Source organism: Photobacterium damselae subsp. damselae, from assembly GCF_038086725.1.
GTDB classification, from domain to species: Bacteria; Pseudomonadota; Gammaproteobacteria; order Enterobacterales; family Vibrionaceae; genus Photobacterium; species Photobacterium damselae.
On record NZ_CP146970.1, the window covers coordinates 1487346 to 1502005 of the forward strand.

A 14660-nucleotide genomic window follows, 5' to 3' on the forward strand; every position below is an offset into this window, starting at 1 on the left:
TAGACTCTAACGGTCTTAAGTGCGGGCTATAACCCAGTATTTAGCTGTTATTGAGAGATGATTAATTCAATATTACCAAGGCCAAGTTAATACTTTACCATTTAATGGAATGTCTCCGCTGTTATGTGTCACCATCAAAGTTGGAATATTACAGTCAGTTATGTGATTAAATACAAATTGTCGAAAACCTTGGCGTAAATCGGGATCTAATTTACTAAATGGTTCATCAAGTAATATGGCTTTGGGCTTTGCTAATAATGTTCTCATCAGACTTATTCTTGCTCTCTGCCCACCAGATACTTGACTTGGATGATGATTGGCTAATGTTATCAGGCCAATAGATTCTAATGCCTCAAGGGCTTGCTGATGACGTTTTGTGCCTTTTATTTCTGCTGGTAAAGCGAACGCGAGATTCTCCCAAATATTTAGATGAGGAAACAGTAAATCATCTTGAAATAGTAGTCCTATTTCTCTTTGATATGCTGGGATTTTATCGAGCAGCTTATGACCAAGATAAAGGTCTCCAGTATAGGTAAATGGCGCATTATTGTGTCCTGCAACAATATTGAGAAGTGTGGACTTACCACAACCACTAGGCCCCATAAGAGATAAAATTTCTCCTGGTTTCACGGTAAAGCTAATAGGACCGAATACTGGGGTATGGTGATTTTTGACCGTAAGATCTTTGATAATAAGAGACGTCATACTATGAGGTTACCCGGTATTTTTTGCTAAAAATTAAAGCAAGAGTAAAGCTAACTAAAGGTAAGAGACCTTGGAGCAAACCATAAATTGCAGTTACTCGACGATCTTGTCCGCTGGCTAGAGCAACGGCTTCTGTTGTGAGTGTCGTTATTCGCCCAGCCCCTAACATTTGTGTCGGTAAGTATTGGGCAAAACTAACACTTAAGCCCATAGCAAAAGCAAATATGATTCCAGTCATTAACTGTGGGCGTTTTACTTGCCACCAAACTCGTACTGGCGATATTCCTAAGCTTGCAGCAGTGTAAGAATACCTAGGATCATAACTGCGCCATGTGCCATCGAGGGCTAAATACATATAGGGAAAAACATAAAAAATGTGGCCCCATAATACCCATAAAAAATAAGTATTGGTCGGAAAATATAACGTAGTGATTTGAATACCAAATAATAGAGATAGCTGTGGAACGATTAAAGGTATCGCAATAACGACAACTGGAATATTCAGTTGGTACTTATCTCTAAATTCTAAACTTCCTATGACTAAAACAAGACAAATCAAAGCACTCAGGCCGGCGAATAAAGTGCTGGTAGTTAATAGCTGAGTGATATGTTCAATCTCTTGTTGCCAAAAACGTTCTGACCAGCGAGAGGGTAAAATATCGGGAAAACGCCAACGTAGCGCAAAAGACCATATGCCCAGCAAAGGTAGAGTCACAATAGGCAAACTAAGAAATATCAATAGACTCACTTTGCGTAATGGAGCTGTGCTAACAAACCAACCATTGGCTGGTGGATAATCGCTATTTGCACTTTTGCTATTTGTCCCTTTAATCAGCCAGTGTCGTCTGTGATGGAGAATAACCCACTCCAGACTACGGACAACACATAACACGATACCGGCAATAAGCAGTAAAACGAGTGCCCCCGCCGTTGCTCTGGGTAGTAAAGATAAATCGCTGTCGTTAAACCACTGCCAAACCAATACCGAAAATGAACTTGGTTGACTTGGTCCAATGATTAGATTTAAGTCGACCACAGATAAACCATAGGCAATAACCGCATAAAGGGGGAGTCTAATTTTTGGTAGCCATTGCGGAAAAATCACTTTTTGCCATGCTTGTTGGGGTGAATAACCGAGACTGGCACTAATTCGAACTAATTGCGGCGTATTAAGTTGTTGTAATACAGCAATGCTCATCAAAATAAGAAAAGGTGTCTCTTTGATTGTTAGAACCAAAATCAACCCAAGAGCATAAGGGTCTTGAGCCAGATTAATGATCGCCAGTTTCGAGCTGATTAAATCCAATAAACGATTAAGCCATCCTGTTGGACTGACTAAAAAAACTAAACCAATAGCAAAAGCAACATGGGGGATGGCAAGCAGCGGTGATAGCCATGCTTCCAGTTTTTTCCATTGAACTGTATGCCAAAATAGTCTTAAAAAAGAATAGGTTAAATAGAGTGAAATAGCGGTACTAATCAGCCCACTCCAAACGGTAATGACAATGGAATCTGTAACATGAGGCCATTGAAATACCTGATAAAAGCCTTGAAGTGAAATATGGTGTAACCCCAAGGTTGGGATATAAGAAAATGCAGGTAAGATGACGCCAAATAACCCAGGTATTATAGGCAGAAAAACAATAATGATTGTTAGTATGAATAAGCTTCGACGCATAAAAGGTTCTTGACGATTTTGATAAAAATCTAACCCAGTATTTTATGAGTATCTACTGGGTTAGATTGGGTGAGATATCCGTTATGATTTAGTTACCGTAACGCTGTTGCCACTCGTGTTCAATAGCGGTTAGCCAGCTCGGATCTGGTTCAGAAATGGCTTTATAAAGTTGGAATGTTGATTGGCCTTTAGCTTGATCTTTCTGCAATGCTTGAGTGGTTAGCACCGTTGGATCGCCCCAAATTGTTGTATCAGCTTTTCTTGCCTGAGCTTGTGGGCTCATTAAGAAGTTGATTGCAACCATCGCTCCCTCTTTGGCCTGCGCATTCCAAGGTATAGCAAGAAAATGCACATTGGTTAATGCTCCTTGGTCAAAAGCATAAGTTTTAGCCGTTTCAGTTAAATTACCATTTTCAATAGCGGCTTTTGCGGCATTTGGGTTAAAGGTAACGGCTAATAGAAGTTGCTGATCATCGAGTAGTTGCATGATCTCAGCCGATCCTGAAGGGAACTTTTTACCTTGCTGCCATGCGACCTTGTGTAACTGATCTAAATAGTGCCAAAGTGGAGCTGTAACACGATCAAACTTTGCTTGATCCTGTGGCAATACTAAAGGTTGATATAAGGCCTTTTTATCAGGCGTTAATTCAAGCAATGCTGCTTTTAAGAAACTGCTGCCATGAAATTCTGGCGGCTTAGGATAGCTTACTTTTCCTGGGTGTTGCTGAGCAAAAGTTAATAGCTGAGCAAAACTCCTAGGTGGGTTACTCAACTTAGCGCTGTCATAGATAAAGACTAGCTGACCAACTCCCCATGGCGCTTCGTAACCTTCTGTTGCTTGTGTAAAATCTTGTTCGACGGGAAGCTTCTTGTTCACTAATGCCCAATTAGGTAACTGATGAACAAAAGGACCAAAAAGAAGATTATTTTGTTTCATGGTTCGGAAGTTTTCGCCGTTAATCCAGACCATATCAACACTGCCATCATGGTTTTTTCCAGCCGCTTTCTCTGCTACTAGCCGCTGTACCGTTTCGGAGATATCGGCAACTTTAACTTGCTTTAGCGTGACACCATATTGTTGTTGCAACTCTTGGTCAGCCCAGCGTAGATATTCATTGATCTCTTGGCTGCCTCCCCAAGCATTAAAATAGACTGTTTGTCCTTTAGCTTTTGCGACAATATGTTGCCAGTTGTCATGTAACGGCGAAGTGAGGTCCTGCTTGGAATCATTTCCTTGTGCGTAAGAAAGTAGAGAAAAGCTGGCTAATAATGCGCAGGCTATGTGTTTAAATGATTTTGTTAACATAAAGCATCCAATCCTTATTTACGCATCCAGCGATGATATTTTGCGACCCATTCTAATAATTTTTCGGGAGCATTGTTGCGTTTCCAAACACCGGCAGTATATTTTACCGCTTCACTCATAGTTGGGTAGGGGTGTACGGTGGCTAATATTTTGTTTAATCGAAGATTATGGCGCATCGCTAAGGTAAATTCAGCTAGAAGATCGCCTGCATTTGCACCAACTATGGTCGCCCCCAAGATGGTATCTTTACCTTTTGGGGTAATAACTTTGATAAAACCATGATCTTCTCCATCTGTAATCGCTCGATCAAGATCATCAATGCCATAGGTGACAACATCAAACTCAATACCTTGTGCGGTTGCCTCTTTCTCATTAAGGCCAACCCGAGCAACTTCTGGAGATGTGTAGGTTGCTGCAGGCATAACAGAATAGTCGGCTTTAAAGCGTTTAAATTGCCCGAATAGTCCATTAACAGCGGCATACCACGCTTGATGACTTGCTGCGTGTGTAAGTTGATATGGACCGACAACATCACCAACAGCATATATATTAGGGTATTGGGTTTGGAGGTAGTCATTAACTTCAACAGTACCTCTTGCTGTTGTTGTAATCCCTAACTCTTCTAAGCCAAAGCCTTGAACATTCGCAACTCGACCTAGAGCAAGTAATACGGCATCAAATTCAACGGTTACCTGCTGCTCATTATGAAAATCAAGATACACTTTCCCCATTGTTTTTCCATTTGCATCGACAATGGATTCAAAACGCATAGCTTTGTGCTCCAGTTTAATCTCAACCCCATCTGCAATAAGGCTATCTTGGACTAATTTTGCCGCATCACTGTCTTCACGAATCAATAATTGTGGAGCCATTTCAACTAATGTGACATTTGTGCCAAGGCGAGCAAAACTTTGAGCTAATTCACACCCAATTGGTCCACCGCCTAATACCAAAAGTTTTTGTGGCTGTTCTTGCAGCGACCATACGGTATCAGAGGTCAAATAGTTTACTGATTGTAAGCCCGGAATATTAGGAACTAATGGACGAGCACCTGTAGCAATAACAATATTTTTTGTGGTAATGATTTTACCATTGACTTCAACTTCCCAAGGAGAACGAATGGATGCTTCACCCGTAATACAATTAACGCCAAGAGAACGATATCGCTCGATAGAGTCATGTGGCTCAATCTTACTGATAACATTTTGTACTCGCGTCATAACCTGTTTAAAATCAACGGTGATAGGACCAGTTGAAACCCCAAACTCAGCGGCACGTTGGATTTCGGCCATATTGTGAGCAGCGCGAATCAGTGCTTTTGAAGGGACACAACCCGTATTAAGACAATCGCCACCCATTTTATGCTTTTCAATCAGAGTAACTTCTGCCTTTACTGCCGCAGCAATATAAGCACTCACCAAACCACCGGAACCAGCACCAATTACTACCATATTTTGGTCAAACGAAGCCGGTTTTTGCCATTTTTGATAGATCTTACGCGCTTGAATTTGATTCATCACCGCTTTTGCTATGAGAGGGAATAGACCCAGCAACGCCAGTGAAATCAGTACTGGCAAAGAGATAATCCCAGAAAGAGTGTTAATTTCTCCGAGCTGTGTTCCTGCGTTAACATAAACAGCCGTTCCGGGTAGCATGCCCAATTGACTAACAAAGAAAAACTGTTTAGCCCTTATTGGTGTTAGTCCCATCAATAAGTTGATTAGGAAAAAAGGAAACACTGGAATTAAGCGAAGGCTGAGTAAGTAAAAGCTACCTTGCTTTTTGATTCCCTCATTGATTGCCGATAAGCGTGAACCAAATTTAGTTTGTACCCAATCGCGTAAAATAAAGCGACTGAATAAGAACGCAAGGGTTGCTCCAATAGTACTGGCAAAGGAAACCAGTATTAGGCTCCACCAAAATCCAAATAAAGCCGCCCCAAGCAGAGTCATGATCGCCGCTCCTGGCAGAGAGAGGGCCGTGACTGCAACATAAGCAAAGAAGAAAACCATACTTGCCCAAACAGGATGTGTATGTATCGTATCTTGAAGTGCTAATTGCTGTGCTTTTGCTTGCTCTAGCGTGAAGTACTGGCTTAAATCAAAATATAGCCATACTCCGATCACAGCAGCGACTATTCCAAATAAAAAGAGTTTTCTTTTGTCCATAAACAGACCTCAATTAAACGTTTAAATATCGCTATTATCCTGACTCTTTTTTTGCTCTGCTTTTGGTTGAATTGGTAACGAGCAAAAACCTTGAGCAGGAACATCAAGTGCTGTATTGAACTTGGCAGATAAATTCTGAAACGCAATAAGAGCCGTTAACTCTACAAGCGAATCTTCATTAAACCATTGACTTAATGTTGCGATCATATCTTCTGTCACTTTCGAACCCGTAATGGTCATGGCTTCGGTGTATTCGAGAACAGCACGTTCCTGATCCGAAAATAGTTCACTCTCTTGCCAATGTGCAAGTTGTTTGATTTTATCAACAGAATTACAGCGTTCAGCAAGCTTCATTCCATTAGCATCAACACAAAAGGCACAATCATTTAGCTGTGATACACGAACACAGACTAATGAACGTAAGACAGGAGATAGTGGGGATTTCGAGCGGTCTAAGTATCCAAAAAATCCTGCAACAAGCCAAAATAGTGTTGGCTTACGTCCCCATAACTTGGCTGGATTTAAAACGCTACCATAGTGTCGTTCTTGTAACCAAAGTAATGGGCGGATAAAGATGGAATATTTTTTCTTAGCTTGAATGCGCACGGACAACCCTTACTGTCAAAGTGTACTGAATTAGCAACAAAGACCGAGGGTAGCGCGTTTTTATTTCAGCAAAAGCAAAAAATCTTTAAAAATCGATTAGTTGATGGAAAATTCTACAACTTTAGAGGTTTCTTGCTGCACGGTACGATTATCAGGAAGATCGTTGATGAGGATATAACCACTCAAAAAAACCGGAAGAACCGCAACCAATAGGCTTTTCCCTATGTGGTAATTACGATACCAATGTTTGCGAGCCTTAAAAAATAGGATCAAACCCCAAACAAGAAGAAAGATATTTAAAAAACCCATCACGACAATGGTATCAGAGAGTGATTGTAATGAGGCTATATTTTGCTTTACTGCAATGAGAACGGCAAAAATAGGTAGAAAAGAGAGAACGATACTAATTTGAAGTAGTCTTGGCCATTTACAAAACTTGTCTTTAAAAATATTTGTAGTTTGTCCTGGAAATGGGTTGGAACAACTCATAATCGCCTCATACAACATTAGCATCTCTAAGTATTTAATTATTTGAGTGCCCGTATTCCTATATAAGCCTCAAACTATAACTATATTATCGGAAAAATGAGTGAAGGGTAGTTTTGATGTAAGGTGGGTGTAAACTTTGTGACTTTGTTCAATAAACTTTAGTTGTATTTATTTTTTGTATGTCTGTATATGATTATTTTTTAAAAACTGTGTTTTATATTTAATGGGTGGTTTTAACCTAGATATATAAGATTATTAATATATTAATCAGTTGTTATGTAACTTGTTTGATAAAAAAAGAGGCTGATAATAGCCTCTCTACTTAAGTGTTAATTTAGCCAACGTATTGTGAGTATTGTTTTTAATTTAATGACGAAAGTAGCTCATGGCGACGCTGTTCAGTAATTACTGACCAATGCTGACCACTGATAGCTCCTTCAAGTGCCCACAATAGTTCAAGATTTAAAGAGTCTCCTTGAGATGACTGTAGTGCTTTAAATGCATCAAGAGCACCAACAGCAAATAATTGCTCAACGGTTTCAATTCCTGCTTTTTTTAACATGCGTTCATTGGTTAAGCGTAGATTAGGTAGATCTTTAATTCGATTAGGTGTTGCTTTTGATTTGGATTCCTTATCCTTTTCTGCCGCTTGGAGAGAGAGTTCACCTTGCTTGATTAAGCATTGAGTATCATCCCACCAATAGTCAGGAATGGCATAATGTTTTGTGACAACTGGAAATCCTTTTTTGTAATATATATAGGGTTTTAGTCCCAGTGCTTTAAATTCCCCTTCATTATGGCAATTGGCCCGTAGATGTAGCGTATTGTTTACTACCAGAGCAAACATAGTATCACCCGCGAATATACCAAAACCTCCAAACATAGAGCGTGATTTGATACGCCCAAAACATTCAAATAATTTTAACGTGTTTTTTAATACTGGTTTGTCCATGCTTCTTCTCGGTGAAAATAATCATGAGTCACCTAACATCAGAGCGGGGATTTAGATTATCAGAATAACTAAATATTCTGTCAGAAACCCTAAGATTCATGACATTGATATTTTGATTATCGGCAACCCCGCTACCATGAGTTTATGTATATAAACTTTTAGGCCGGAAGCTTTGCGTCCTATCTCTTTCAAGATAGTTTGCCCTGTTCGTAACTGATAAAGGTTAACGTAGATAGCTTAATATTTTTTATATGAAGTTGCAAAATTTGTGATGTTGATTCAGTTAATAATTTAAAATGAGTAATATAGATGCATAAGAAATGTTTAATTATCAGCCAAAAAAGCGCTTTAAGAATAAAGTGTTACGAACATATCCTATTATTAACCTTTTTTTAAATCGTAATTTGGTTAAGGTAAAATGAATACAGAATAAATTTTAATTCATTAAACTGATTAGACCTGTTTAGTCTTTCTTTTTATATAAAAAAAGCCAATATTGAATATTGGCTTCATATTTGGAATAGATTCCCAATTAATTAAGATTCTTTACCGACTTACGAATAACGAGCTCAGGCGCCATTTCAAAAGTTTGACGCTCATGATTCTTATCTTTGACGCGATCCATTAAAATTTCAACAGCCGTTTTACCTAAACGACGTTTTGGCTGATGGATTGTTGTCAATGGCGGTGAAAAATATGGCGCTAAATCGATATTGTCATAGCCAATAATTGAAATATCATCAGGAACTCGTAATCCTGCTTGTTCAAATGTGCTGATCATCGCCATAGCCATAATGTCATTAAAACAGAAAATAGCCGTTGGACGTTCAGTCATCGCGATAAAGTCTTGCGCCGCTTTTACTGCCGTATCACACTCAAAATCACCTTCAAGAATCCAATCTTCATTTACAGATAGATTGCTTTCTGCCATCGCTTTACGGAAGCCTTTAAGACGCTCGCGACAGGTTGACTTGTCTTCATGACCAGACAAACAACCAATTTTGGTATGGCCATTTTCAATAAAGTGTTTAGTTGCAATATAGCCGCCATGCTCTGCATTATCTTGGATTTTATCTGTATGTGGTGACTCTGGGCCCCAATCCATGATAACCATAGGCAGATCTTTTTTGCGTTCTAGCAACTCAAGCAGTTTCTCATCCAGATCGGAACACATAACAAGCAGACCATCGACACGCTTTTCTGCTAGCATGCGAAGGTAATCTTGTTGTTTCGATAGGTTACCTTCTGTATTACACAGAATAAGCGTATAACCTTCTTTATAACAGTACTCTTCAACACCGTGAACAACTTCAGCAAAGAATGGGTTGGTTGATTTAGTTACCAACATACCGATTGTACGGGTTGTATTGCATTTTAAACTGCGAGCAACAGCACTTGGAGCGTAATTAAGCTCATCAACCGCTGCCATAACTTTCTTTTGTGTTGCTTCTGCGACAAAGCGCGTTTTATTGATCACGTGAGAGACTGTCGTCGTTGAAACACCAGCCATACGTGCAACATCTTTAATCGTTGCCATAGTTATTCTTCTAATAATGGGGGTCTAGAGTCAGACCGCAATTCTTTCGATATCAAATTGGTTAGCCAGCTCTACGTTGAGTCTCTCTGGCTATTCAGTTTGTTATCACCACACAGTTAATCTTGCTTTTAATCTCTAATAATTAGCTAAAGTTTAGATGATTAAGCAAGTAATCGGGTTTGTATTGTGAAACCCGCTAAAAGCTAAAAAGCCGCACCATAAAGAGCGGCTTTTTGATAACAAGTGCTATAAGTGAATATTATACGATTCTATTACATTGTGTAATCGCTTGCGATCACATTTTACCTAGAGTCTGCGCGAGTGCAATGTTTCTGTGCTTGAAGCGGAAAATACTTGATAGGCATCAATAAATTTGAATGTAATTAAACGTAAATATTCATTGGTTTTATCGATTAATGGCACAATTTCTGCTCATAACAGAGACATTAAGCCAAAATAACCGGGTAGTTATGTTCTGGATGAGCGATAACTTGAACTGGCCAGCCGTAAACATTTTCGACTGCGGTTGGGGTTAGTACTTGCCATGGCGTACCATCAGCTTGAATTTTGCCTTGGTTCAAAATGATCAAACGATCCGCGTATTGAGCGGCTAAGTTCAGATCATGAATAACAATGATAACGGCAGCACCCTGTTGTGAAAGCGCTTGTGCAATCTCTAAAGTATGATGTTGATGAGCAAGATCAAGAGCAGATGTGGGTTCATCAAGCATTAAAATACATTGTTCGCCAGAGTGCGATAACTGGGTTAATACTCTGGCAAAATGAACGCGCTGTTTTTCCCCGCCAGATAGCGTTGGATAAAGCCTGTTTGCGAGATGATCCACACCAACTTTAACCATATTCTTAGCCGCTAGTTGTTGCGCTTGATGATTTGATATTGCTAAAGGCATCGCACCAAGCTCTGCAACTTCATGAGCAAGAAATGAGAACGATAGGGTACTGTGCTGCGGCAATATACCCATGTGTTTTGCCAATAATTCAGATGGCCAATGATCTTTGGGTCTTGAAAAGATCTCAATCGATCCTGAATTTGGCGTTATTTCACCGTTTAATACCTTCAGTAGACTACTTTTACCGGCACCATTTGGACCTAACAGCGCGGTTATTTGCCCAGACCTTATTTCTAAATCAACATTATCTAGTAAGGTCTTTCTGCCCAGCTGCAAATGAAGGTTAGAAGCTTTTAGTGCTATTGCGTGATGAGAGGATAGTGTGCTGCTCATGCCATACGTCCTTTTTGCTGGATCAATAACATAATAAAGAAGGGAGCACCGATGATGGCAGTGATAATACCAACTGGTAACTCTTGAGGAGCAAAAGCGGTACGAGCAATCATATCTGCAAGTAACAAAATGAAGGCGCCTAATAGGGCTGATACCGGAATTAAGTTTTTATGGTTTGGTCCAATTAGCATTCGTCCCAGATGAGGAATAATAAGGCCAATAAACCCTATCGGACCTGTTAGTGACACGGTAACGCCAACACCTGCGGCACAAGTAATGATTAACTGTTTTTTAAGGCGTTGGACATTTACGCCCATATGCTTGGCTTCTGATTCGCCCAATAAAAAAGCATTGAGTGCATTGGCTTTACGATAGAAAAAGAAAAACAGTGCAACAAAAGATACGGTTGCTAGAGCGATCCCTGACCACGTTGCGCCAGCTAATGAACCCATTGACCATAAAGAGAAATCACGAAGCGCTTGATCGTCGGCAACATAATTAAGTAAGCCTAAGCCCGCGCCTGATATTGCTGAGATTGCCACCCCCGCTAACAGCATCACAGTCACCGATGTTCCATTAGTTCCAGTACCTAAACGATAAACAAAGAAAGTACTGATAACACCGCCAATAAAGGCAAACAGAGGGATTGCGCCTAAGTTTAAAATGGTGGGAAATTGCGCTGCAATAGGTGCAAATACAATGATCGCTAACGCAGCCCCAAGCCCTGCACCACCTGTTACCCCAATGATGGCGGGATCAGCAAGTGGATTACGAAATAGCCCCTGCATTACCGCACCACAAATGGCGAGAATTGCTCCAATCATAATACAGAGCAGAGTTCTCGGTAGACGAATCTGATTGATAACTAAGCTGATATGATTTGGCAGTTCGGTATGCCAAGGCAGTAAGGCTTTAATGCTATCACTATAGCTAATAGACATTGGGCCAATAACAATAGAACTGACGATGGCGAGTAGTAAAAGGCCAAAGCCAATAGGGTAGAGGGAGCGGATGGATAAACGTTGATTTCCCATAAAAACTCAAACTATAAATAGGAGAAAAGAGAGGGAATCAGATGCTCCCTCTGATGATAATTATTTTACTGAAATTTCGTTATCTGTTACTGATTCACAGTTGGATAGAAAACATTTGATAATCGAGCCGCTTCGTTGAGGCTATGGATACCGAGACCACCAATAAGCGCTGTACCATCTATCACAGCTAATGCATTATTTTGCGCTGCGGGTGTTTGGGCTAGTACTGGAATCTTCTTAATTAGATCTGGCATCGTTTTGATGGTTGCCGCGGTTCTAGAGCTCAATAAAATGATATCAGGCTGCATTTGAAGCATGGCTTCTGTTGAAATAGGTTTATAGTTTTCAACAAATGCAGCAGCCGGGTTTATGGCTCCAGCAAGGTTGATAACGGTATCTGCCGTTGTTCCTTTACCTGCTACATTGACAGGTCTCCCATCATGAATCATCACAAACAAAACTTTTTTTTCTTTAAAATTAGGATGTTTCTTAAGTTGAGATAGATGATCCGTTAATGTTTGAACAGTATGTTGCACTTTTTGTTCTAACCCATCAGCTTGTTTTTGGTGACCTGTTAATTGTGCAACTTGTTCAATTCGCTTAGTAAGATCTGAAACGGTATTCCCTGAGTTGACGATATCCACAGCAACGCCAGCTTGTTTCAATATGGTGAGCGTCGATTCTGGACCCATTTCGTTTGAACCAATAATACGAGTTGGTGTGAGTGACATGAGATTTTCTGCTGATAATTGACGATGATAGCCAACTTTAGGCATCTTGGTATCAACCAATGTTTGACTGGTACTGTCTACAGCAACCAGTTGATCGCTGGCATCTAAGGCATTGATAATCTCAGTAATTGCAGATCCGGCACTGATAATACGCGAGTCATTGTTTTGTGCATAAGCTGACGTCGCTCCAAATAGGATAGCAACAGCTAAAGATACGGTTTTAAACACTGGTGCTGGTTTAATTAGACTCATGCTTTGTTATCCTCTTCCATTAGCAATTGAGTAGCCTTGATGTCATTTTTTTGTAAAAACGCTAAAAGCTTTAACATTTGTTCGACTGAGGCCGTTTTCTCAGCCCCAATCACAACCGGTTTCGATGGGTTTGCTTTAACTTCGTCCAATAAGGTTGTTGAAAAAGCCTCCCAACTTTTTTGTTGATTTCCATCTAGAGCCCAATGAGGTTCAGAGGCAAGTAGGTTAATGGTTATAGGATCGGCAGAGGTCGTCTGCAGTATTTGTGTTTCTGTTTGTGGGAGATCGACATTCAGCGATTTAATTTTTACGCTTGCTGTTAACAATAAGAAAACCATTACAATAAAAATAATATCGAGTAACGGGGTAAGATCCGGTGATAACTCATCGTCCTGCCAGCGGCTATTTCCTGTGCTTATCATGAGAGAGCCTCACCTTGAACTGGCTTATCACAAGTTGTTGTTACTGAGATCCCTTCCAGCCATAAATTGCAGCGATTTAAACTGTGTTCAAGTTTTGAGGTAATGCTATCAGCCCAAAGTCCGAGCAGTTGTGCACCTGTAATGGCTGGTAGTGCAATGATTAAGCCTGCGGCAGTGGTTCGCATCGCAAGACCTAACCCATCGGCCAGATCATTTGGGGTAACTGAGCCTGTGGTCATAGCAATGCCTTTAAACATATCGATCAAACCTAATACGGTACCTAATAAACCCAGTAATGGACTGATCACGCCAATAAGACTTAAGAGCTTGAGTCCGGAGCGTAATTGAGTTCGTTTTTGTTGTAGCCACATACCTGCGGCATCTTCACGTAGCGCTTTAGCAAAATGACGATGTGAAATCAGCATTGCGATCCCCTTATACAGAAGAGGGCGCTGATTCTGCAATTGCTGAGCTAGATGATCCAATGCTTGTTCATCGTGGCGATTTTGATTGTTGAGTATTTGATTTATTTTGGTTTTACCAACACCAGTACAGAGTAAAACTTGAATAAACCGCTCAAGTAAAATCATGACGGTAAGCAGTGAACAGATAAAAAGGGGCCAGGCCATAAGACCAAACTGTTCTTGATATTGGTTGATAAATTCCATAATTAATCCAATTGAAAACGTACAGGAATATGAACGCGGTGAGCAATAGCTTGCCCATCAACGATATGTGAAGAAAACTTCCACTTCTTAATGGCTGTTAATGCCGCTTGATCAAGGATCTCTGTACCTGATGATGAGATCACTTTTTGTTTAATTTGTTTACCCTTTGGATCAATCCAGATCTCAACCATTACCTGTCCTTGAATCCCTCGGCGTTTTGCCAATCTTGGGTAAGAAACCGGCCCTGGTCGAGTGGCAAATGTTGGTCGGCTGACTAATTCAGGAGATTGAGTACCACTAGATAACAGTGCCTTTTTATTGTTAGCGGTATTAGCTACTTGGCTTGTTTCATTTTTCAGCTTGCTCTGAGGTTGTGGTTTAGTTGCACTCTTTACTGGCTTGCTATCACGGTTTTTTACTACCGGCTTTTGCTCCGCTTTTTTTGTTTTTGTTGTTTTATTCGCTACTTTCTTAGCCGCTTTCTTTGTTGGTGTCGTCTTTTTTACTAGTTTTTTTACCGCTGTTTTTTGTTCAATTTGCTGTGTTTTTTTAACAGATTTTTGCGGTTTGACTTCTGCTTTTGCAACATCTTGAGCCGGTGGTAGCGGAGCAATAGGTGCCGTCACTAGATTTAAAGAAACAGGCGCTATTTGATTACCTATTGGCATTGCTATTGCGTTTTGGCTTGGCACAGCAGAGAGAATCAAACCATGAATAATGACTGAAACTGCACCTGCTATTACATATCTTGTCGTATCCATCTGATGACCTAATAAAGCAACGTTGTTCATAAAGGTTAAAAATAGCGATTAATGGTGATAATAATCCGTGATGGATTAAGATCATGTTTTTACACTGTTTTATTCTA

General features: G+C 40.2%; 14 protein-coding genes and 1 riboswitch. All 14 genes read right to left on the bottom strand.

Translation table 11 applies throughout. The features are described 5' to 3' along the window. Window positions 1-72: 72 nt before the first annotated feature. A complete protein-coding gene (locus WAX86_RS06780; protein WP_341489318.1) occupies window positions 73-705 on the bottom strand; it encodes an ATP-binding cassette domain-containing protein in 633 nt (210 codons plus the stop codon). Between the two features lies 1 nt (window position 706). Then, entirely contained in the window at window positions 707-2383 is a 1677-nt protein-coding gene (locus tag WAX86_RS06785; RefSeq protein ID WP_341489319.1) for a thiamine ABC transporter permease, read from the bottom strand. 88 nt (window positions 2384-2471) lie between these two features. Next, window positions 2472-3689, bottom strand: a complete 1218-nt coding sequence (locus WAX86_RS06790) for an ABC transporter substrate-binding protein (protein ID WP_341489320.1) — start codon at window positions 3687-3689, stop codon at window positions 2472-2474. A 14-nt stretch (window positions 3690-3703) separates the two neighbouring features. Further along, window positions 3704-5857 carry a dihydrolipoyl dehydrogenase gene (lpdA, locus tag WAX86_RS06795; RefSeq protein ID WP_341489321.1) on the bottom strand — a complete coding sequence of 718 codons (2154 nt, stop codon included), beginning with the start codon at window positions 5855-5857 and terminating at the stop codon, window positions 3704-3706. A gap of 21 nt (window positions 5858-5878) precedes the next feature. Further along, the gene (locus tag WAX86_RS06800) at window positions 5879-6463 is read right to left on the bottom strand and encodes a carboxymuconolactone decarboxylase family protein (RefSeq protein ID WP_065172148.1); all 585 of its coding nucleotides are present in this window, start codon (window positions 6461-6463) and stop codon (window positions 5879-5881) included. Window positions 6464-6559: 96 nt separating this feature from the next. Then, complete coding sequence (locus WAX86_RS06805; protein ID WP_341489322.1) at window positions 6560-6952, bottom strand: hypothetical protein; 393 nt, start codon at window positions 6950-6952, stop codon at window positions 6560-6562. A gap of 361 nt (window positions 6953-7313) precedes the next feature. Next, window positions 7314-7904, bottom strand: coding sequence for a TfoX/Sxy family DNA transformation protein (locus WAX86_RS06810; protein ID WP_065172147.1), 591 nt, complete (start codon window positions 7902-7904; stop codon window positions 7314-7316). 118 nt (window positions 7905-8022) lie between these two features. Beyond that, window positions 8023-8117, bottom strand: a riboswitch (cyclic di-GMP riboswitch). A gap of 319 nt (window positions 8118-8436) precedes the next feature. Beyond that, complete coding sequence (gene purR, locus WAX86_RS06815) at window positions 8437-9441, bottom strand: HTH-type transcriptional repressor PurR (RefSeq protein WP_065172146.1); 1005 nt, start codon at window positions 9439-9441, stop codon at window positions 8437-8439. A gap of 446 nt (window positions 9442-9887) precedes the next feature. Continuing rightward, a complete protein-coding gene (locus tag WAX86_RS06820) occupies window positions 9888-10685 on the bottom strand; it encodes a heme ABC transporter ATP-binding protein (protein WP_341489323.1) in 798 nt (265 codons plus the stop codon). Continuing rightward, on the bottom strand, window positions 10682-11719 hold the full coding sequence (locus WAX86_RS06825; RefSeq protein ID WP_005299685.1) for an iron ABC transporter permease: 1038 nt from the start codon (window positions 11717-11719) through the stop codon (window positions 10682-10684). Before WAX86_RS06825 ends, WAX86_RS06820 begins: the two co-directional genes overlap by 4 nt. Window positions 11720-11805: 86 nt before the next feature. Beyond that, window positions 11806-12702 (bottom strand): hemin ABC transporter substrate-binding protein, encoded by an 897-nt coding sequence (locus tag WAX86_RS06830; protein WP_171027358.1) that lies wholly within the window; start codon window positions 12700-12702, stop codon window positions 11806-11808. Next, complete coding sequence (locus tag WAX86_RS06835) at window positions 12699-13124, bottom strand: biopolymer transporter ExbD (protein ID WP_138241150.1); 426 nt, start codon at window positions 13122-13124, stop codon at window positions 12699-12701. The genes WAX86_RS06830 and WAX86_RS06835 overlap by 4 nt, the downstream gene beginning before the upstream one ends. Next, window positions 13121-13792, bottom strand: coding sequence for a MotA/TolQ/ExbB proton channel family protein (locus WAX86_RS06840; protein WP_341489324.1), 672 nt, complete (start codon window positions 13790-13792; stop codon window positions 13121-13123). The genes WAX86_RS06835 and WAX86_RS06840 overlap by 4 nt, the downstream gene beginning before the upstream one ends. A 2-nt stretch (window positions 13793-13794) precedes the next feature. After that, entirely contained in the window at window positions 13795-14553 is a 759-nt protein-coding gene (locus WAX86_RS06845; RefSeq protein WP_341489325.1) for an energy transducer TonB, read from the bottom strand. Between the last annotated feature and the right edge of the window lie 107 nt (window positions 14554-14660).